At 71.6% G+C, this 17,506-nt stretch carries 20 protein-coding genes and 1 pseudogene; 14 read left to right on the forward strand and 7 right to left on the reverse strand.

Annotated features, from left to right (window positions below):
• The first annotated feature begins 27 nt into the window (after window positions 1-27).
• The 4 genes from WBK50_RS12805 (at window position 28) to WBK50_RS12820 (ending at window position 2,768) form a co-directional block, all read left to right on the forward strand.
• Entirely contained in the window at window positions 28-354 is a 327-nt protein-coding gene (locus WBK50_RS12805; RefSeq protein ID WP_341335818.1) for a transposase, read from the forward strand.
• Window positions 351-1,286 carry an IS3 family transposase gene (locus tag WBK50_RS12810; RefSeq protein WP_341335819.1) on the forward strand — a complete coding sequence of 312 codons (936 nt, stop codon included), beginning with the start codon at window positions 351-353 and terminating at the stop codon, window positions 1,284-1,286. Before WBK50_RS12805 ends, WBK50_RS12810 begins: the two co-directional genes overlap by 4 nt.
• A 508-nt stretch (window positions 1,287-1,794) precedes the next feature.
• Window positions 1,795-1,974 (forward strand): hypothetical protein, encoded by a 180-nt coding sequence (locus WBK50_RS12815; protein WP_341335820.1) that lies wholly within the window; start codon window positions 1,795-1,797, stop codon window positions 1,972-1,974.
• Between the two features lie 434 nt (window positions 1,975-2,408).
• A complete protein-coding gene (locus tag WBK50_RS12820; protein ID WP_341335821.1) occupies window positions 2,409-2,768 on the forward strand; it encodes a MerR family transcriptional regulator in 360 nt (119 codons plus the stop codon).
• Window positions 2,769-2,968: 200 nt separating this feature from the next.
• On the opposite strand, the gene WBK50_RS12825 is transcribed toward WBK50_RS12820, so the two are convergent.
• From WBK50_RS12825 to WBK50_RS12835, 3 genes are all read right to left on the reverse strand, one after another.
• The gene (locus tag WBK50_RS12825; RefSeq protein WP_341335822.1) at window positions 2,969-3,763 is read right to left on the reverse strand and encodes a sigma-70 family RNA polymerase sigma factor; all 795 of its coding nucleotides are present in this window, start codon (window positions 3,761-3,763) and stop codon (window positions 2,969-2,971) included.
• 368 nt (window positions 3,764-4,131) lie between these two features.
• Window positions 4,132-4,515, reverse strand: coding sequence for an ATP-binding protein (locus WBK50_RS12830; protein ID WP_341335823.1), 384 nt, complete (start codon window positions 4,513-4,515; stop codon window positions 4,132-4,134).
• A gap of 50 nt (window positions 4,516-4,565) precedes the next feature.
• Window positions 4,566-5,528: a hypothetical protein gene (locus WBK50_RS12835; protein ID WP_341339373.1), complete on the reverse strand. Its 963-nt coding sequence runs from the start codon at window positions 5,526-5,528 to the stop codon at window positions 4,566-4,568.
• On the opposite strand from WBK50_RS12835, the gene WBK50_RS12840 reads away from it, so the two are divergent.
• On the forward strand, window positions 5,469-5,606 hold the full coding sequence (locus tag WBK50_RS12840) for a hypothetical protein (protein WP_341335824.1): 138 nt from the start codon (window positions 5,469-5,471) through the stop codon (window positions 5,604-5,606). The two genes, WBK50_RS12835 and WBK50_RS12840, sit on opposite strands and share 60 nt — an antisense overlap.
• 63 nt (window positions 5,607-5,669) lie before the next feature.
• On the opposite strand, the gene WBK50_RS12845 is transcribed toward WBK50_RS12840, so the two are convergent.
• Window positions 5,670-6,179, reverse strand: coding sequence for a hypothetical protein (locus tag WBK50_RS12845; RefSeq protein ID WP_341335825.1), 510 nt, complete (start codon window positions 6,177-6,179; stop codon window positions 5,670-5,672).
• The gene (locus WBK50_RS12850) at window positions 6,176-7,285 is read right to left on the reverse strand and encodes an amidase (RefSeq protein ID WP_341335826.1); all 1,110 of its coding nucleotides are present in this window, start codon (window positions 7,283-7,285) and stop codon (window positions 6,176-6,178) included. Before WBK50_RS12850 ends, WBK50_RS12845 begins: the two co-directional genes overlap by 4 nt.
• Before the next feature lie 327 nt (window positions 7,286-7,612).
• On the opposite strand from WBK50_RS12850, the gene WBK50_RS12855 reads away from it, so the two are divergent.
• The 3 genes from WBK50_RS12855 to WBK50_RS12865 all read left to right on the forward strand — a co-directional run bounded on the left by WBK50_RS12855 (window position 7,613) and on the right by WBK50_RS12865 (window position 10,142).
• A complete protein-coding gene (locus WBK50_RS12855) occupies window positions 7,613-8,008 on the forward strand; it encodes a hypothetical protein (protein ID WP_341335827.1) in 396 nt (131 codons plus the stop codon).
• A gap of 205 nt (window positions 8,009-8,213) precedes the next feature.
• Window positions 8,214-8,849 (forward strand): hypothetical protein, encoded by a 636-nt coding sequence (locus WBK50_RS12860; protein WP_341335828.1) that lies wholly within the window; start codon window positions 8,214-8,216, stop codon window positions 8,847-8,849.
• A gap of 630 nt (window positions 8,850-9,479) precedes the next feature.
• Window positions 9,480-10,142, forward strand: a complete 663-nt coding sequence (locus WBK50_RS12865) for a hypothetical protein (RefSeq protein WP_341335829.1) — start codon at window positions 9,480-9,482, stop codon at window positions 10,140-10,142.
• 21 nt (window positions 10,143-10,163) lie between these two features.
• Here the strand turns inward: WBK50_RS12865 and WBK50_RS12870 are convergent, their stop codons facing one another.
• On the reverse strand, window positions 10,164-10,523 hold the full coding sequence (locus WBK50_RS12870; protein WP_341335830.1) for a hypothetical protein: 360 nt from the start codon (window positions 10,521-10,523) through the stop codon (window positions 10,164-10,166).
• Here WBK50_RS12870 and WBK50_RS12875 point away from each other — a divergent pair.
• Complete coding sequence (locus WBK50_RS12875) at window positions 10,509-10,871, forward strand: hypothetical protein (RefSeq protein WP_341335831.1); 363 nt, start codon at window positions 10,509-10,511, stop codon at window positions 10,869-10,871. The two genes, WBK50_RS12870 and WBK50_RS12875, sit on opposite strands and share 15 nt — an antisense overlap.
• 45 nt (window positions 10,872-10,916) lie before the next feature.
• Here WBK50_RS12875 and WBK50_RS12880 read toward each other — a convergent pair whose 3' ends face one another.
• Window positions 10,917-11,795, reverse strand: coding sequence for a LysR family transcriptional regulator (locus WBK50_RS12880; RefSeq protein ID WP_341335832.1), 879 nt, complete (start codon window positions 11,793-11,795; stop codon window positions 10,917-10,919).
• A gap of 135 nt (window positions 11,796-11,930) precedes the next feature.
• Here WBK50_RS12880 and WBK50_RS12885 point away from each other — a divergent pair, with 135 nt between their 5' ends.
• The 5 genes and pseudogenes from WBK50_RS12885 (at window position 11,931) to WBK50_RS12905 (ending at window position 17,486) form a co-directional block, all read left to right on the forward strand.
• Window positions 11,931-12,857, forward strand: a complete 927-nt coding sequence (locus tag WBK50_RS12885; RefSeq protein ID WP_341335833.1) for a dihydrodipicolinate synthase family protein — start codon at window positions 11,931-11,933, stop codon at window positions 12,855-12,857.
• Complete coding sequence (locus tag WBK50_RS12890) at window positions 12,854-14,596, forward strand: oxidoreductase (protein WP_341335834.1); 1,743 nt, start codon at window positions 12,854-12,856, stop codon at window positions 14,594-14,596. The genes WBK50_RS12885 and WBK50_RS12890 overlap by 4 nt, the downstream gene beginning before the upstream one ends.
• Before the next feature lie 141 nt (window positions 14,597-14,737).
• A pseudogene (locus tag WBK50_RS12895) lies at window positions 14,738-15,976 on the forward strand (MFS transporter); the annotation flags it as partial.
• A complete protein-coding gene (locus WBK50_RS12900; RefSeq protein WP_341335835.1) occupies window positions 15,973-16,743 on the forward strand; it encodes an SDR family NAD(P)-dependent oxidoreductase in 771 nt (256 codons plus the stop codon). The pseudogene WBK50_RS12895 and the gene WBK50_RS12900, both read left to right, overlap by 4 nt.
• Window positions 16,740-17,486: an SDR family NAD(P)-dependent oxidoreductase gene (locus tag WBK50_RS12905; protein WP_341335836.1), complete on the forward strand. Its 747-nt coding sequence runs from the start codon at window positions 16,740-16,742 to the stop codon at window positions 17,484-17,486. The genes WBK50_RS12900 and WBK50_RS12905 overlap by 4 nt, the downstream gene beginning before the upstream one ends.
• Window positions 17,487-17,506: the final 20 nt, after the last annotated feature.

Raw genomic sequence — 17,506 nt, forward strand, 5'->3', positions numbered from 1 at the left:
GAGATCGACGATCATGGCCGAAGGGCCGTGAAAGGAGTCTCCGGGGCAGCACCGAAGAAGTACCCCGACGAGCTGCGTGAGCGCGCGGTCCGGCTCTACCGGGAGTCGGACCCCAAGCCGGTGATCCGGCGGCTGGCCGAGCAGCTGGGCGTGCACCACGAAGCGTTGCGGAACTGGATCCGTCAGGCCGAGGCCGACCACGGCGAACGCCACGACCGCCCGGCCACGGCCGAGGCCGAGGAGCTCCGCCGGCTGCCCAAGGAGAATACCGAACTCCGTCGGGCCACTGAGATCCTGAAGGCGGCGAGCGCTTTTTTCGCCCCGGAGATGGACCCGGCAAGGAAGAGGTGGTGAAAGCGGTCGAGGCGTTGAAGAGCCGTTTCGGGATCAGCCCGGTTCTGCCGGTCCTCGGTGTCGCAGCGTCGACCTACTACGGCTGGCTTGACCAACAGCGCGACCCGTCCCCGCGGCGGCGCGCCGACACCGAACTGCTCGCCGAGATCCGCCGGATCCATCACCGCTGCGGCGCCACCTACGGCGCTCCGCGGGTGCACGCCACCCTGCGTCGCCGTGGCCCCCACGTGTCCCGCAAACGCCTCGAGCGGCTCCTGCGGGAGGACCGGCTGCAGGGCGCGTTCCTACACAAGCGTTGGCGCACCGGCTCGACCAGGCAGAACCCGCGCGCCACCCCGGCCCCGGACCTGGTCAACCGGGACTTCACCGCGGCCGCGCCGGACCGGTTGTGGGTCGCCGACGCCACTCGCATCCCGTGCGGCGAGGGCGTGTTCTGGCTGGCCGCGGTCCGCGACGCCTTCTCCCACCGGATCGTGGGGTGGCGTTGCTCGGACCGCTGCGACACCGACCTGATCCCCGGCGCGCTGGAGTACGCGATCTGGACCCGCAACGTCCACAGTGGCCAAGTAGTCCACCACTCGGCTCGCGGGTCGAACTACACGTCTCTGCGTTTCGGGCAGCGTCTCGAGGACCACGGAATTCTGGCGTCGATGGGCTCGGTCGGCGATTCCTACGATAACGCGCTCATGGAGAACTTCTTCTCCACACTCAAGACCGAGCTCGTCTACCGGAAATCGTGGCGGACTCGCGGAGAGGCCGCGAACGCGCTGTTCGCCTACGTCGACGGGTGGTACAACACCGAACGCATCCAGACCCGCCTCGGGTGGCTCTCACCCGACGAGTACGAGTCCGCCCGGCGCGCCGACCGGGCAGTGCTGGACGATCAACCCGCAACACCCGCCGACGGGGCCGATCCGGCACCCGCCAGGTAGCAAGCACTCCGAGCTACCGGGGGAACCTCACAAGGCCTCATGGACGCGGGCTGGTAGACGGATATCGCTGCAGTTCAGATTCGATGGGCCAGGCGAGCCCCGTCCGGAGGCGCCGCAGGTGCTTCGGTGATGCCGGGACGAGGCACCTATGTCGATGGCCGCGAGGAGCGGTCGCGGAGACCGTCGCCCCAGACCAGCGGCACGCCGATCGCGTCGGCAAGGCGGTGCGGGCCGTCCTGCGGGATCAGGCCTTCGTCCGCGCCGCAGGACGGCTGGCCGCCGAGATGGCCGCGCAGCCACCGCTCGAGGAGGCGGTCCGGCGCCTCGAGAGCCTGCTCTGATCCGCCCACCCGACGGGCGAAACGTCGACACACCGAAGAAGTACCCTCGCCTAGCAGCCGGGTATCGCTGCGCCGGCCATCGGCGTGCTGAGCCCGCTGACCGCGCTCGTGCGCTCCTACCCGCCCGGCATGGTGATCGGATCCTCGAGGACCAGCGTGAGTACGTCGTGGCGATCGACACGGCCTGTGCCGAGGCGCGGGAGGCAGCGCTTCGGTGCCTGCGCGAGAACGCCGAACCCCTCACCGACGCCGACCGAGCCGAGCTCGCGCGCCGGCGGGCAAAGGCCGTGTACTGGGCGGAGGTCTCGGCCCGGCAGCGCGCCGCGCACGGCATGACCAGCTGGTAGTCGCCGCTGCCTCCCTCGACCAAGAAAACCTCACCCACCCGCGGTAGACATTCGCTCAGAGCTGTGTGTAGTCTCCTGCGCGTCGAAGCGAAGAAGATCTCAGAGGCACGGGAGATGACGTAACTACCCGTGAAGCAACACCAGCAAGGCAGCAACACCAGCAAGACAGCAACACCAGCAAGACAGCAACACTGAGGAGAAGGGAAAGCAGCGCCACTGTCAGACCCGCCGTCGGCCGTGTGGGCCGGGTGGGTACCGCCTCGTCAGAACGGAAGGTGATTCTCGGTTATTGCGCGGATGCGTTTCCCGCAGGAGTTGGTTTCAGAGTTCTGCGGGTCGAGAAGGCCGACGTTCTAGTCGGTTGATGGTGTGAAGAGCTAACCCCTGGGGCCCCGGTGCAGTCTGCACCGGGGCCCCTCGTCTGTGGAGGTGCAATGGCCCGAAACCGGCAAACCGCGGCCGACAAGTTCGACGACGAGCATTACCCCGCGTACACGATGGGCCGGGCCGCGGAGATGCTCGGCGCCACGCCGGGGTTTCTGCGCAGCCTGGATGAGGTGAAACTGCTCGTCCCACAGCGCTCGGCGGGGGGACACCGCCGCTACTCCCGCTATCAGCTGCGGTTGGCCGCCCGGGTCCGGGCACTGGCCGACGAAGGCACGGCCCTGGACGCGGCGTGCCGCATCGTCGTCCTGGAAGACCAGCTCGAGGAAGCCCGCCGCCTCAACGCCGAGCTGAACCAGCGCGACCGGGCGGGCGAGCGCAGCGTGGCCACCGCCTCCGACTCGTCATGATCTGGCGAGCACGGAGGATCGCGGGGGGATGCTCGCCGACTACCTGACCGGCACAGAGTGATCGTGCGCCGCGAGCGCGCACCTCTGGCGCCCGACTCGACCTCGTTGAGGACCGCGATCGGCTGGCGCTACGCCGCCTTCGCCACGACACCCGCGGCGGGCAGTTGTCGTCCTGCACCCTCTACTGGTGGCCGGACGCGTCAGAGTGTGATCGGATTGCCGGCGTCGGCGAGCTGCTGGCGTAGCTGGGCCAGGGTGGTGCTGAGCAGCCGGGAGACGTGCATCTGGGAGAGCCCGACCCGCTCGGCGATCTGGGTCTGGGTGAGGTCCTCGAAGAACCGCAGCGTCAGAATGGTGCGTTCCCGAGCCGGGAGCGCCTCGATCAACGGACGACGGACTGCGTGCCGTTCGACGTGCTCCAACGCGGTGTCGAGCCGACCGTAGGTCTCGGCCAGCGGCTGCCCGTCCTCCCCGTAGGGGCGGTCGAGCGGGACGCTGTGCTGGCTCTCCCGCGCGCCGAGTGCGTCGATGACCTCGCCGAGGGGGACGCCGAGCTCGGTGGCGAGCTCACTCGGCCTGGGCGCCCGCCCCAGCCGGTGCGACAGGGGCTCGGTGCAGCGGTTGATCCGGACGCTGAGTTCCTTGAGCCCGCGCGGGACCCGGGTGGACCAGGTCCGGTCGCGGAAGTAGCGGCGGATCTCCCCGGTCACCGTCGGGACCAGGTACCCCAGGAACGTTCCGGGTCCACGGGCGGCGTCGTACCGGTCGATCGCGTTGATCAGGCCGATCGTGCCGACCTGCTCGAGGTCCTCGGCGATGCCGTGGCGGTTGTAGCGACGGGCCAGATGCCCGCACCGCACCACCGGCAGAAAGCCCATCACCAGCTCGTCCCGCAGCCGGGCGCGGTCCGGATGGTCCTCGGGAAGGGCGGCGTAGCGGTCGAGCAACGGCAGGAACGCCGCGTACTCGTCATCGCGTCGAACCGGCTCGTCCATACCCCGGGGCAGCGACGTCGCTACCGGGGTCCGTGGCGCGCGGATCACGTCTGGCCGAGGATGGACCTTGGTATGGCTGCTTTCGACATACGCAAGCGTCACTAGTTGATCTACCCACACAGGCGCCGCGCGGAACAACCCCTCCGAACCGGACTTCCCACCACAGTGCACGCGCTCATGGGCGCACCGGGCGAGATCAGCTGTCCGGGGAGGTCGAGGAGGTCGAGGGAGTGGCAACGCCCCCGGTGGGTTGGGGTGCGCGTCAGCGACATTCAGCACCCGGCCGACCACGTCGTGGGCGACGTCGATCAAGGGCCGTCCGGGCTGAGGGTGATGTGCCGGAGATGCTCCAGCGGGCCTCGCCGAGCTCAGGCAACGGCGAGGGTGGCCCACACGGTCTTCCCGGCGGGGCCGCGGATGATGCCCCAGCGGGCGAGCGCCTCGACCAGCGCGAGACCGCGGCCACGGAACGCGCCGAACCGGGAGACCCCCGGGGTCAACGGTGCGTCCGGGCTGCCGTCCTCGACCTCGATCCGCAGATCCGCGGCATCGAGGACCACCCGGACCCTGCGCGGCGCGGCCGCGTGCTCGACGGCGTTGGTCACCAGTTCCGTGCACACCAGCTCGGCGTCGATCCGGCCGTCCCCGGCCGGGATCAACTGCCGCAGCCGCGACCGCAGACCCGGCAGGCATGACGCGTCGCTGAACTCCACGGCGAACGAACGGACCAACCCGTTACGGGAGGCACCCATAGCCCTGCTCCTCCCAGCCGTCGAACCACAAGAGGTCCACCAGCACTACGTCAGTACACCGTCCGGGCTAGCGATACCCACTCCCGACGAGATACACGCCCGCCCGCGGCGCAGGCCAAATGAATCCTCCTGCCCGGTAGACGAGCGTTGTCACGAGCCGGCGTCGTATCCGAGGTCCTGCTCTCGCGTTCGTCCGCGTTCGTGCCCGGCTCGACGGCCCGGGCGCGCTCGGCGGCGACGGTCAGTTCCGCGGTCGTGTGCTTGTGGTGCAGCGCGAGACCGGTCTCCGCCTCGCGGCCGAGCGCGAGGTAGCGCCACGAGGCGAGCTCGGTGGCGGCGACCTGGACGACGAGCCGCTCGGCGAGGGTGGCCATCTCGACCGGGCCGATCCCGCCGGGTACCGGGGTGACGGTGCGGGGAAGGCCCGCAGCGCTGGGGTGGACGTCGCCGACGGGGCCTGCGGGGTGGGGGACGAAGCCGGAGTCGATGACCAGCCGGTGGCCGCGGTGCAGGTGTTCGGCGTGCAGTAGGCCGGCGCGGCCGGTGGTGGAGATGATGACGTCAACGTCGCGGACCTGCCGCAGGTCGTCGCCGTAGTCGAGCTCGAAGGGTTCGTGACCGGCCCGCTGCAGGAGGCGGAGGACGCCGGAGCCGACGAATCCGCGGCTGCCGGCCACCGCGACGCTCGCGCCGTGCTCGAGGTAGGGCGCGGCGATGCGGGTGATGCCCTCGGCGGTCGCGCACGCGGTGCGGACCGCGTCGACGCCGAGGGCGTCGATGTCCTTCTCCGGTGCGATCCGGTCGAGCAGGCGGACCAGGTGCCGTGGGGAGGGGATTGAACGATCACCGCGGCGATCTCGGGGGACTCGTTCGCGGCGGCGAGGTGATCGCCGAGCTCGCGCACCGTGGTGTCCGGCCGCAGCGCGAGCACGTCGGCGGCGGCGCGGAGGTTGGTGAAGACGCGCCGCTTCTGCTCGGCCGAGACCTGGGAGGCGGCCATGCGGGTGGCCCAGTCCTCCGGCGCACCGGCGCCGGCGTCGAACCGGATGACCAGGACGCGGGTGTTCTGCTCGGTGATGCGGTCGCGGTAGGGCTGGTAGGCCTCGACGACCTCGCGCAGGATCTCCCGGCCGGGGATCGGTACTGCCCTTCGGTCATCCCGCGTGCGGCCGCGGGGCGGGCACGGGGGAGGTGTCCCACGCCCAGGAGGCGAGCAGGTCCTCGACGGGTTCGAGGTGCAGCAGCGCGGTGTAGTCGCGGAACTGCTCCGGGCTCAGGAGCCGGTGGTCGTCGTCGGTGGGTTCGAGGTAGCGCTCACCGTCCCAGGCCAGGGCGACCCGGGTGAGGGTCTCCGGGCCGGTCGGGTCGTAGCTGGAGAACGGCCCGTGGTGGGCGTACCAGACCACGGCCTCGGGTGGGCACATCGGCGGGATGAGCTGGGGCAGCGCGGTGTTGGCGAGGCCGGCGAAGTCGGAGCCGATCTCGTAGCCGCGGGGGTTGTCGCGCAGCTCGCTGACGATCGCCGCGGTGGACAGCCCCGGGCTGTCGTGCGGGCCGCGGATGGTGCGGAGCCGGATGAGGCAGCGCGCGGGCCGGCCGCGGCGGTGCTGCCAGGTGAGCATCGCGCTGGTCGCGGCGACGATGGGGGTGTTGGAGGTCGTCATCGGGTGGGCGCCTCCAGCTCGTCTCGGATGATCGGTGCGGTCGCCGCGGGTGGACAGTAGCGGCCCACCAGCTCGAGCAGGGCGGCGTCGGCGCGGTGGCGGGCGATCAGCTGCAGCCCGACCGGAGCGCCGTCGGCGGTGAACCCGGCCGGAACGGTGACGGCAGGGTGGCCGGTGAGGTTGAACGCCCAGGTCAGCGCGACGCTGAGGTGATCGCCGGGGCCGTCGTGCCCGTGCGGGCGGCCCGGCGTGGTCGCGGTCAGGAGCAGATCCGCCGCCCCGAACAGTTCATCGAGCCGGGTCAGGTTCGTGGTGGTGCTGCGGCGCGCGTGGGCCCGGGCCTGCTCACTGGCCCGCGGGTCGCGGGCGGTGGCCCAGGCGTGTTGCGGGTCGACCAGCCTCATCGAGGTCTCGGCCCAGCCGGCTCCCGCGGCCGCGGCCAGACATCGCCCGGCCCGCCGGGCGATCCGCACGACCTCCTCGTCCAGGTGCGGTCCGGCGAACCCGAGATCGGCAGACCAGGCGAAGGTCTGCGGTGCTGCTGCTCGGTGGAGCGGGCCGAGGACGGCAGCGGCCCAGGCGATGAGAAGGCGGGGGTCGCGGACGATCGGGCCGCCCACCGCCGGTGCAGCAGAGCTGGGGACGCCTCCCAGCAGGCCGAGCTCGGTGGTCGGCTTGTAGCCGTAGACCCCACACCAGGCTGCCGGGATCCGGACCGAGCCGGCGCCGTCGCTGCCGGTGGCCAGCGAGACGATGCCGGCCGCGACCGCGGCGGCCGAGCCTGCGGAGGAGCCGCCGGGGGAGAGGTCGGGTCGCCACGGGTTCCGGGTGGGCCCGCGGTCGGTGTGGCCCCAGGTCTGATGGCCGGGCCCGCGGGGTGTGGAGGTGCAGCCGATCGGGATCGCGCCGGCGACGATCAGCTTGCGGGTCTGCGCTGCCGTCATGCCGGTACGGCCCTTGACCGCGATCGGGAGCCCGCGCAGCGGACCGGCTGGTGCCCGTCGTGCCAGATCGAGCTCGGCTGCCGATACCCGCGTTGCGCCGTCGTCGACGAAGGCGCGTAGCCACGGGTCGATCGCCTGGCGCCGCTGGTGGGCAGCGTGCACCTTCTGCGCGACACGGTGGCCTGTGCTGAGCCCGGTCGTTGTGGTGGCCGCCGTAACTCCGATTCTGTGCAGTCCTGCGAGCTGGGTGAGGAGTGCAGTGATTTTATCGCGTGCGGGAGCCCTGACCGGGCATGCCGTCCTCGCGGTCGGCGATACCGCAGCAGGCGGGCCGAGCCGAAGCGGCCACTCGCGTTCGTTGTGTGGGCCGAGCCCGGGTTCCTGACCCTGCGCGGGGTTCCAGGACTGGCTGGTCAGCCAGCCGCTACCGTCGCGGGGCCGCTGCGGGCTGGGAAGGTCCGGTTCCGGTCCAAGGCCACCGCGAACGCAGTGATGACCTCGGTGGCGGAGTTGTTGCGGTTCGCCGCGCTGCAGGGCTGGGCGCCGACCGACACTGCTGGGTTGCTGGCGATGCCGCGGCAGCTGCGGCAGCTGCCGACCGGTTTCGTCGGCGGCGAGCACGGCCAGTGGGGCCGGGTGGCCTTGCCGACGTTCCGGTTGAAGGCCGTCGCACCGGCGGTCGAGGTGTTCACCGACGCCCAGCTGGGGCGGCTGTTCGACCCCGAGGTCGTCTCGGGCGACCCCTCCTCCCGACCGCTGGCCGTCCACCCGGACGAGCAGCCGTTGCAGGGAACAGCGGTGGCCGTCGAGTCCACGACCTACCTGCTCGGGCTGCGGCTTCGCGCCTTCGGAGGCCCGCCGTGCCCTGGGTGTCACGGCGTCTAGGGAACGCTCCCAGTGCTTCGGTCGGAGAGGCGAGGAACTGCTTATACCGGGGCGATCGACGACCGCCGGTCCCAAGCGGGACTGCGAAAAGTAACGGATCAAGCGGGCAGAGCGACCAAACCTCTCGTTTGGAAGATCGAGAAGCTCGCTGCCGAGCTTCTGTTCGGCCCGGGCTTCTCGCTCGTCGTGACAGGAGAGGACGTTCGTGGGCAAGCCCGACCAGCCGCGGGGTGACGATGGCAAGTGGATCCCACGAGGCGGTCTCGGACTCGCCGTTACTCTCGCCGCCACGCTCGCGATTGCGTTCGGCAGTTCTGGGGTCACGGGGTCTGCAGGGGCGTCAGGAGCAGGCGCCCGGGCGGGAAGCTCGTCGAGCAGTGCCAAGGCGCGGGACCGGGACTCCGCGCGCGTCATCGCGCGGCTGGAGCGCCAGGGGTTGAGGGTCAAAAGGATCGCGGAGTCTGAAGACGGAAGTTGCGCTGCGAACTCCTACGGTCAGGTGCACACCTTCTTCCGGGAGAAGCCGTGTTCGGCCCTGTTCCGCGGGCTCTTCGAGGTCAGGGACGGTAAGCGTGCGGTGGCGGTCGTCGCCGTCGCGTGGGTGGACATGCCCGACATTGCCCAGGCACAGGGGTTCAAGCAGCTCGTCGACATCCACGGGACAGGCAACATCACCGAGCTCTCGACCCGGAGTTCGCGTTCGGTCACTTTCACAGGCGAGCACTACGCGTCGAGCCGCGACGACGAGACGGTCGTGAACGCTCAGGCAGAGCCCGTCGGACGTACCGCAGCGGCGGTGCGACTTGCCGACCTCGTCGCCAACAGCGTGACGGCAGACTAGGAGGAAGCGTGGACGAGGTAGGCCAGAGTGAGCTTGTGTCGCGTGTGGACTTCGAAAAGCGGCTCCAGGCCCTCGCGCCGCGGATGTTTCAGGACGGCCTGCGTCCTGCGCAGACCCACATCTTGGCTCAGTTCGCCGAGCACCACACAGCAACCTCCGATGTGGGGATCGAGCTGCCCACTAGCGAGGGGGAGACCTTGATCGGGCCCTCCGTGGTGGACGAACCAGGCCGACGAGCCGGTCTCGGGCCTAGGCGCCGCCTACTTCACGCCCCCTTCTGCTCCTCCGCCGCCTGCCGAGCCCACCATGAGCCCGCCGTTCGAGGACCCGAGTGCAGCTGAGGGCGGCGTCGATCGGTACGCAAGCAGCTACGACGGCGAGCTGCTCGCCCACGATGTGGGAGGGGGATACGACGGCCAGGAGATCACGGAGTTCCCCCACGGCCAGTGGGTTGATCTTGACTACGGGCAGGGTCCGCGTATGGCGATGGCGCCCAAGCCTCCTCGACGTGCTGGCTGTGCACTGCCTACCCGCAATCGCCGCCGGGTGACCTCCCACAGCGCTGATGCCAAGAGCGACCTGACCGCCGTACCCTGATCGGCGCGAGGGGGAGGGAAGGCGGCGACGATCATGACGGCGACTGTGGGTGCGGTGACGGACCGGTTTCTGCCGCTGTTTGACCCGGCCGTCGAGGAGCCGCCTAGTTCGGCGATCGAGATCTACTTCGAGACGCCGACCTCGCTGGGGCTGCTGTACAGGTTCTCCCAGCGGTTTGATCAGCCTCGGCTGGTGGAGGCGGTGCGGGAGGCGCACGAGGCGGGGATCGCGGCCGCGCTCGAGGCGATCGCCGATGTGGCGCTGCTCAAGGTCGGTGAGCACGTCGAGATCCCCGGCAAGCCCTCGATGGGCCGCTACCTGCCGGGTCGGCTGTCCCTGACCCGGGTGTCCCACATCTACACCGGCGACCCCGGCGACATCGCCCGGTTCCACGACCACGTGTTCATCGGCCGGACCGGGATCGCGGATCACGACGGCGAGTGCTGGCCCCTCGCCGCTGAGGACCTGCGCGCCGGCCTGAGGTCGTTCGCAGTAGATCACGTCCACGGTATCCACCTCTCCCTGCGGGAGAGCATCGGCGCTCGCTGGAGCGAGGAACGCACCTGGATGGGCTTCCAGGAGCTGACCTACCCGGACCTGGGCCAGTACGTCGCCGACTTTCCCCGGCAGTACTGCCGGTACGGGCTGGGCTCGCCGGCCCGGTGGAACGTCGTGGACATCATCGAGCGCCTCTGACGGCACAGGCCGCGGCGGCGATCAGTCGAAGTCGAGCCCGATCTCGGGGCCGGCGTCGACGGTTTGTTCGCGAGCCAGGTCGAGGCTGCGGTCTGCGCTGAGGTCGCGGGCGAGGCCCTGGTCGCGGCGCTGCCGCTCCTGTTCGAGGGTCTCGGAGGCCTCGTCGCGCTGGCGCTGCCACTGCACGACGGGGTCGCTCGCCGCCCGCGCGCGCTGGGCGTTGAGGTCGGCGAGGATCTCGGCCTGTCGCCGCGCCTCGCGCACGGTGACGGCGTCCGGGTCGACGAGGTGTTCCTCGGGCGTGGAGCGCAGGGGCCGGGCGGCGGCGATGTCCGCTGCTGTCGGGGTGGCCTCGAAGATGGGCTCTTGGTTGGGGTCCATCGTCACCTCCTGCACCTCCTCGACGAGGCCCTGCTCGGCGTCGCGTTCGGGTTCGGCGACCAGGTAGGGCGGGCGCAGATGGCATTGCTGGCCGTCCGGGCCGCCGGCGTCCTCGCCAGGACGAACGTGATCGGCAAGCTGGTCGACGAGAACGTCGGCCGGTCCCCTTCACCCAGCTGGCCGACATCACCGCCGCCCGGCCATGTCGGTACCGCTGTACTGGACAGCCGACGGGGTTCCGCTCGGCGTCCAGCTCGTCGGTGCACCCGGGACCGAGGGCAGGATGCTCAGCTGGCCACGCAGCTCGAGAGCGCCCGGCCGTGGTTCGACCGGGAGCCCCCGGTCTGAGATTCGCCCGCCCCGGGGCCGCGGGCCTTCCGCCGACAGCGACCGTCATTCGGGCTGTCGTCGGGGCCGGGTCCGCCCCGCGACCGCGACGAAGTCCGCGACGAGCGGGTGCTGGGCCGTGCGCATCCAGGCGAGGGTGATCGGCACGTCCGGGGCGTCCTCGATCCGTACGTAGCGGATCGACGGATGGGTGTAGAGGCGCCCCGTGGAGGCCGGTGTCGTGCCGACCCCGCGGCCAGCCGCGATCGCCTCCATCCACTCGTCGACGTTGCGCACCCGCATGGTCGCAGCCGGTCGGTCCGGCGCTTCCCACAGCTCGAGCGAGGTCGTCCCGGACACAACATTGATCACGATCGTCTCCGTCTGGAGCTCGTGCAGCCGGACCGCGTCACGTACCGCGAGGGGATGGTCCGCCGGCAGGGCGACGACGCGGGGTTCCTCGGCGAGCACGAGCGTGCCGAGCCGGGGATCGTCCGGCGGACCGGGCAGGAAGCCGACGTGGGTCCGTCCGTCGGCGAGCCCGGCGACAGTGTCGTCGTAGCGCCGGATCTCCACGGAGACGCCCGGGTGGTCCTGCTCGAACGCCCGCACGATCGGCCCGGTGTACTCGGCGGTGGAACCCCAGGTGAAGCCGACCCGGAGCACCGCGGGGCGGTCCGCGGCGGCGCCGACGGCCTCCTCGACGACGGCCAGGGCTCGATGCGCGTAGGGCAGCAGGCGCGTCCCGGCGGGCGTGAGCCGGACGGTGCGGGTATTGCGCAGCACCAGTTCGAGCCCGACGAGACGCTCCAACGACGCGACCGTGCGGCTCAGCGCGGGCTGGGTGAGCGCGAGCCTGGTGGCGGCGCGGGTGAAGCTGCGCTCCTCCGCGACCGCCACGAAGGCCCGCAGGTGCCGCAACTCGAGCCCGGTCGCTCCGTTCATCTCAGTGATGCGTGCCACGCATAAGTAGTGCCAGATCGGCATTTCCGCGGTAACCGCCCGCGGCCGTAACTTCCCTCACATCCCCGCCGGCGCCCTCTCCGGACGGCGGCGGCCCGAGGAAGGGAACGACCGACGATGGTCCAACTCCGTGGCGTGATCCCGGCACACCTGCTGCCGTTCACCGCTGATCTCGAGATCGACGAGCGGAATCTCCGCCGCCATCTGCGGGGCCTGCTCGACCTGGACGGCATCTCCGGTATCACGACCAACGCCCACGCCTCCGAGGTCGCGACGCTCACCGCCGACGAGCAGCGCCGGGTGCTCGACATCGTGCTCGACGAAGTCCGTGGCGAGGTTCCGGTGATCTCCGGCGTCTACCAGGACGGATCCGCCAAGGCGGCCCGGATCGCCGCCGAGGCCGAGCGGGCGGGCGCCGACGCCCTGCTCGTCTTCCCCTCCGGCGTGTTCGAAGGCGGCTCCCAGCAGCGCCCCGAGATGGCGTTCGGCCACTACTCCGAGATCGCCGCGGCGACCAGCCTGCCGATGATCGCGTTCGTCTACCCCGCCACGTCCGGGCTGCGGCTGGGCACCGACGCGCTCGTCCGCATCTGTTCCGAGATCGACAACGTCGTCGCGGTCAAGGAGTGGTCGAACGACATCGTCGCCTACGAGCGCAACCTCAACGCCCTGCGCGCGCTCGACAAGCCCGTCTCCGTGCTGTCGAGCTTCAGCCGGTCGCTGCTGGCGTCGTTGGTCCTGGGGGCCGACGGAGTGCTCTCCGGGCACGGCAGCATCGTCGCCGACCTGCACGTCGAGCTGTTCCGCGCGGTGGAGAAGCAGGACCTGGCCCAGGCCCGCCGGGTGTGGGAGCGGATCCGGCCGGTCGCCGAGGTCTGCTACGAGGACCCCTTCCTCGACGGCCACAACCGGATGAAGGTCGCGCTGGAGCTGCTGGGCCGGATCGACGAGGCGCACGTGCGGCCACCCCTGCAGCCGATACCCGATCCGGACCGCCGACGGATCGGCGAGGCCCTCCGTCGAGCCGGGCTCGAGACCACATGACCGGCACGCCCGGCCCCGGCCTCTTCGACCCGGTGGACATCGGCGGCGTGCAGGTGCGCAACCGCACCGTTCTGCCCTCCATGACCACGCGTCTCGCCGACGACGACGGCTACGTCACCGACGCGACGCTGGCCTACTACCGGGCCCGGGCGGCCGGCGGCGTCGGCCTGATCACCGTCGAGATGGCCTCGCCCGAGATCGCGGGCAAGCACCGCTTCCGTGAGCTCGGCATCTACCACGACCGCTTCCTGCCCGGCCTGCGCCGGCTCACCGCGATGCTGCACGAGGCCGGGGCCACCGCGTCCGTCCAGCTCGGCCACGGCGGCAGCCGCGCCCGGCGCGCCGTCTCCGGTGTCACCCCGGTCGCGCCGTCCGCGGTGCCGACCCCGGTGTTCGAGATCGAGAGCGAGATCGCCCTGCCCGAGGCGATGTCGCCCGCCCGCCTGGAGGAGACGACCGCCGCCTACGTGGCGGCGGCGCGGCGCGCGCAGCAGGCCGGCTTCGACGTCGTCGAGCTGCACGGCGCCCACGGCTACCTGATCTCCCAGTTCCTCAGCCCGATGGAGAACACGCGCACCGACGCCTACGGCGGATCCCTGCAGAACCGCGCCCGCTTCGGCCTGGAGATCCTGCGCCGGATCAGGACGGAGGTGCCGGGCCTGCCGGTCATCTTCCGCATCGGGGTGGAGGACTTCTTCGACGGTGGGCTCACCCTCGAGGAGGGCATCGAGGTCGGGCGTTGGGCGGCCCGCGACGGGGCCGCCGCGGTCAGCGTGACGGCCGGGCACTACCGCTCGTTGCCCGCCGCGGAGCGGATGATCCCGCCCATGGCCTACCCCGAGGCCACCTTCCTCGACTACGCCGCGCGGATGAAGCAGGTCGTGGACGTCCCGGTGATCGGCGTCGGGCGGCTGGGCGACCCGGAGGTCGCGGCCAGGGCGGTCGCCGAGGGGAGGCTCGACCTGGTCGCCCTGGGCCGTCCGCTCATCGCCGACCCGCGGTGGGTGGCCAAGACCCGGGCCGGTGAACCCGTCCGGCGGTGCCTGGCCTGCAACCACTGCATCACCAACATGCGCTCCGGCGCGCAGCTGTCCTGCGTGGTCAACCCGGAGACGGGACGCGAGCTCGACTACGAGGGCGTCGCACCGGCGGCCGGGCGGCGCATCGTCGTGCTCGGGGCCGGCCCAGCCGGGTTGTCCTACGCGTCCCTGGTCGCCGACGGCAACGACGTCACCGTGCTCGAGCGCGCGGACCGGCCCGGCGGCGCGTTCAGGCTGACCGGGCTCGCCCCCCGGTTCAACGACGTGCAGGCGGCCGAGCCGACGTTCGCCGCCTACGTCGAGGAGCTCGAACGCGACTGTCGCCGCAAGGGTGTGGTCCTCCGCTACGGCACCGAGGCGTCCGCCGAGCTGCTCCGCGGCGCCGACGTGGTCGTCGTCGCCACCGGCGCGCGGTACCGCTTCGGGCTCGGGGCGCTGGTGCCCCGCCTGCTGCACACCCGGGCCGCGCGGTCACGGCTCGCCCATCGGCTCTTCGCCTCGCCCCGGTTCCGCGACGCCCTCTACCACCGGCTGCGCCGTGGGGAGGGCGCGGCGCTCGCGGCCGGTCTGCCGGTGGACGACGGCGCCGAGGTCGTCGTGATCGGCGACGCCCTGCGCGCCGGGAAGGCGCGGGAGGCGATCACCAGCGCATTCGACGCGGCCCTGGACCGCACCGCGGTCCCCGCGGCCCGTTCCTGACCACGACCAGCCCCCTCACGGAACCCAACGAAGGGTGATCGACATGACGGGCCCAGCCCTGACCGGGCAAGACGCACCGGCGACGAGCCGACGGCAGGTCACCAAGGTGGCCTTCGCCAGCCTCGTCGGCACCACCGTGGAGTGGTACGACTTCTACATCTACGGCACCGCCGCCGCGCTGGTGTTCCCGAAGTTGTTCTTCCCCGAGTTCTCCACCGGCGCGGGGCTTCTCGCCTCGTTGTCCACCTACGCCGTCGGGTTCGCGGCCCGGCCTCTCGGTGGGATGTTGTTCGGCCACTACGGCGACCGGGCGGGCCGCAAGAAGATGCTGGTCGTCTCGCTGCTGGCGATGGGCCTGGCGACCCTCGCGATGGGCCTCGTGCCCGGCTACGCGCAGATCGGGCTCCTCGCCCCGGTGATCGTCGTGCTGCTGCGGTTCGTGCAGGGCGTGGCGGTCGGTGGGGAGTGGGGCGGCGCCGTCCTCATGGCGGTCGAGCACGCGCCCCCGGACGGCGCGGCTTCTACGGCTCGTGGCCCCAGATCGGCAGTCCGCTCGGTCTCGTGCTGTCCACGGCGGCTTTCTCCGCGGTGGGGGCGCTGCCGGACGAGGCGTTCCTGTCCTGGGGATGGCGGGTCCCGTTCCTGCTCAGCTCGGTTCTGATCATCGTGGGCCTCGTGGTGCGGCTCCGGCTGATGGAGTCCCCCGTCTTCGCGCAGCTCGCCGCCGAGGGCAGGACCGCCCGCCTCCCCGTCAAGGAGGCCATCACCGGGCACGGCCGCAGCATCCTCGGCGCCGCCGGCGCGTTCGTCGTCATCAACACGGTGTTCTACCTGGTCACGGTGCTCGGACTGTCCTGGGGGACGTCGCATGTCGGCATCCCCCGCGGCACGTTCCTCGGCGCGGTGCTCGTCGCGGCCGCGTTGATGTGCCTGACCGTGCCGCTCTTCGGTGCGCTGTCCGACCGGCTCGGCCGGCGGCCGGTGTTCGCGGCGGGCGCGGTACTCGTCGCCCTGTTCGCGTTCCCCCTCTTCGCTCTCATCGAGTCCGGCTCGACCGCGCTGCTGTTCCTCGGCGTCATCGTGATCATGGGTGTGGGGCATCCGTTGATGTACGGGCCGCAGGCCGCCCTGTACTCGGAGATGTTCCCGGCCGAGGTCCGCTACAGCGGGGCGTCGCTGGGCTACCAGGTCGGCGGCATGCTCGGCGGCCTGGTGCCCCTGGTCGCCAGCGCCCTCCTGATCCGCTACGACAACGCCTCCTGGCCGATGGCCGCGCTGCTGACGATCGTCGCCCTGATCAGCCTGCTCTCCGTGCTGCTCATCCGTGCCCGCTACGCCGACTCGCCCTCCCCGGCCACCTCGGAAGGTGCCTCCTCATGACCACGACCCTCGAAGGGCGGACCGCCGCCGTCACGGGTGCCGCCCGCGGCATAGGCCGGGCGATCGCCACCGCACTCGCCGCGGCCGGTGCCACCGTCGCCGTCGTCGACAAGGACGGCGACGGTGCGGCCGCCGCCGCGAAGGCGCTCGGCGGCCCGTCCGTCGCCGCCGACCTCACGGACCCGGACGAGGTGGAGCGCGCCCTGTCGGAGGTCGTCGACGAGCTGGGCGCGCCCGACATCTTCGTCAACAACGCGGGGATCCTGCGCGCGGGCGATCTCGTGACGTCCGCGATCGACGACTGGGACGCCCAGTTCGCCGTCAACACCCGCGCCGCCTACCTGTCCGTCCGCGCCGCCGCCGGGCACATGCGCCGCCGGGCCGCGGGCGGGTCGATCGTCGTCGTCACGTCGAACTGCGCCCGCACCCCGCGGATGGACCTGGGGGCGTACTGCGCCTCGAAGGCGGCGACCGACATGATGGCCCGCTGCCTCGCGCTCGAACTGGCCGCCGAGTCGATCCGGGTCAACACCCTCTGCCCGGGCTCGTGTGACACCGAGCTGCAGCGCGAGCAGTGGCGGCGCCTCGGGATCGGCCCGGAGCGCCAGATCGACGGCGACCCCGCCAAGTTCCGCACGGGCATCCCCATGGGCCGGTTGACGACCCCGGAGGACGTGGCCGACCTCGCGGTGGTCCTGGCGTCCGACGCCTCCCGCTTCGTGACCGGGCAGTCCTGGCACGTCGACGGCGGGCAAACGCTCCCGTGACCGGGCTTGAGGGTCTGACCGCCGCCGTGACCGGCGGCGCATCGGGAATCGGCCGCGCGACCGCCGAGCTGCTGGCCGCGCGGGGCGCCCGGGTCGCCGTGCTCGACCTCGACCCGACCGGCGTCATCGCCCCGCTGTGCGGGATCCGCGCCGACGTCACCGACGACGCGTCGATGGCGGGGGCGATCGCCGAGGTGGTCGAGCGCTTCCGCGGCCTCGACATCCTGGTCAACAACGCCGGGATCGGTGCGGCCGGGACGGTCGAGGCCAACTCCCTCGACGAGTGGCGCCGCGTCCTCGACGTCAACCTGCTGGGCGTGGTCCGGACGACGCGGGCCGCGCTACCGGCGTTGCGCCGCTCGACGTGTGCCGCGGTCGTCAACGTCGGTTCGATCGTCGCCACCGCCGGGTTGCCCGACCGCGCGCTGTACTCGGCGAGCAAGGGGGCCGTGGCCGCGCTGACCCGGGCGATGGCGGTGGACCACCTCCGCGACGGTGTCCGGGTGAACTGCGTCCACCCGGGAACCGTCGACTCCCCGTGGATCAGCCGGCTGCTCGACAACGCCCGCGAGCCGGACGAAGAGCTGGCCGCCCTGCGGGCCCGGCAACCGATCGGACGGCTGGTGACAACGGGGGAGGTCGCGCACGCGATCGTCTACCTGGCGGATCCGGCGGCGGGCTCCGTCACCGGTACCGAGGTGGCTGTGGACGGGGGGATGGCGGGGCTGCGCTGCGCGCGCTGACTGAATCCGACCCGCACGGG

The sequence above is a fragment of the Pseudonocardia sp. T1-2H genome (assembly GCF_038039215.1).
Classification (GTDB): domain Bacteria; phylum Actinomycetota; class Actinomycetes; order Mycobacteriales; family Pseudonocardiaceae; genus Pseudonocardia.

Bases quoted from the DNA above. Each gene is read 5' to 3' on its own strand.
- WBK50_RS12820 (WP_341335821.1), top strand. From the start codon at position 2,409: ATGGCCCGAAACCGGCAAACCGCGGCCGACAAGTTCGACGACGAGCAT.
- WBK50_RS12825 (WP_341335822.1), bottom strand. From the start codon at position 3,763: ATGGACGAGCCGGTTCGACGCGATGACGAGTACGCGGCGTTCCTGCCG.
- WBK50_RS12830 (WP_341335823.1), bottom strand. From the start codon at position 4,515: ATGGGTGCCTCCCGTAACGGGTTGGTCCGTTCGTTCGCCGTGGAGTTC.
- WBK50_RS12845 (WP_341335825.1), bottom strand. From the start codon at position 6,179: ATGACGACCTCCAACACCCCCATCGTCGCCGCGACCAGCGCGATGCTC.
- WBK50_RS12865 (WP_341335829.1), top strand. From the start codon at position 9,480: ATGACGGCGACTGTGGGTGCGGTGACGGACCGGTTTCTGCCGCTGTTT.
- WBK50_RS12870 (WP_341335830.1), bottom strand. From the start codon at position 10,523: ATGGACCCCAACCAAGAGCCCATCTTCGAGGCCACCCCGACAGCAGCG.
- WBK50_RS12880 (WP_341335832.1), bottom strand. From the start codon at position 11,795: ATGAACGGAGCGACCGGGCTCGAGTTGCGGCACCTGCGGGCCTTCGTG.
- WBK50_RS12885 (WP_341335833.1), top strand. From the start codon at position 11,931: ATGGTCCAACTCCGTGGCGTGATCCCGGCACACCTGCTGCCGTTCACC.
- WBK50_RS12890 (WP_341335834.1), top strand. From the start codon at position 12,854: ATGACCGGCACGCCCGGCCCCGGCCTCTTCGACCCGGTGGACATCGGC.
- WBK50_RS12900 (WP_341335835.1), top strand. From the start codon at position 15,973: ATGACCACGACCCTCGAAGGGCGGACCGCCGCCGTCACGGGTGCCGCC.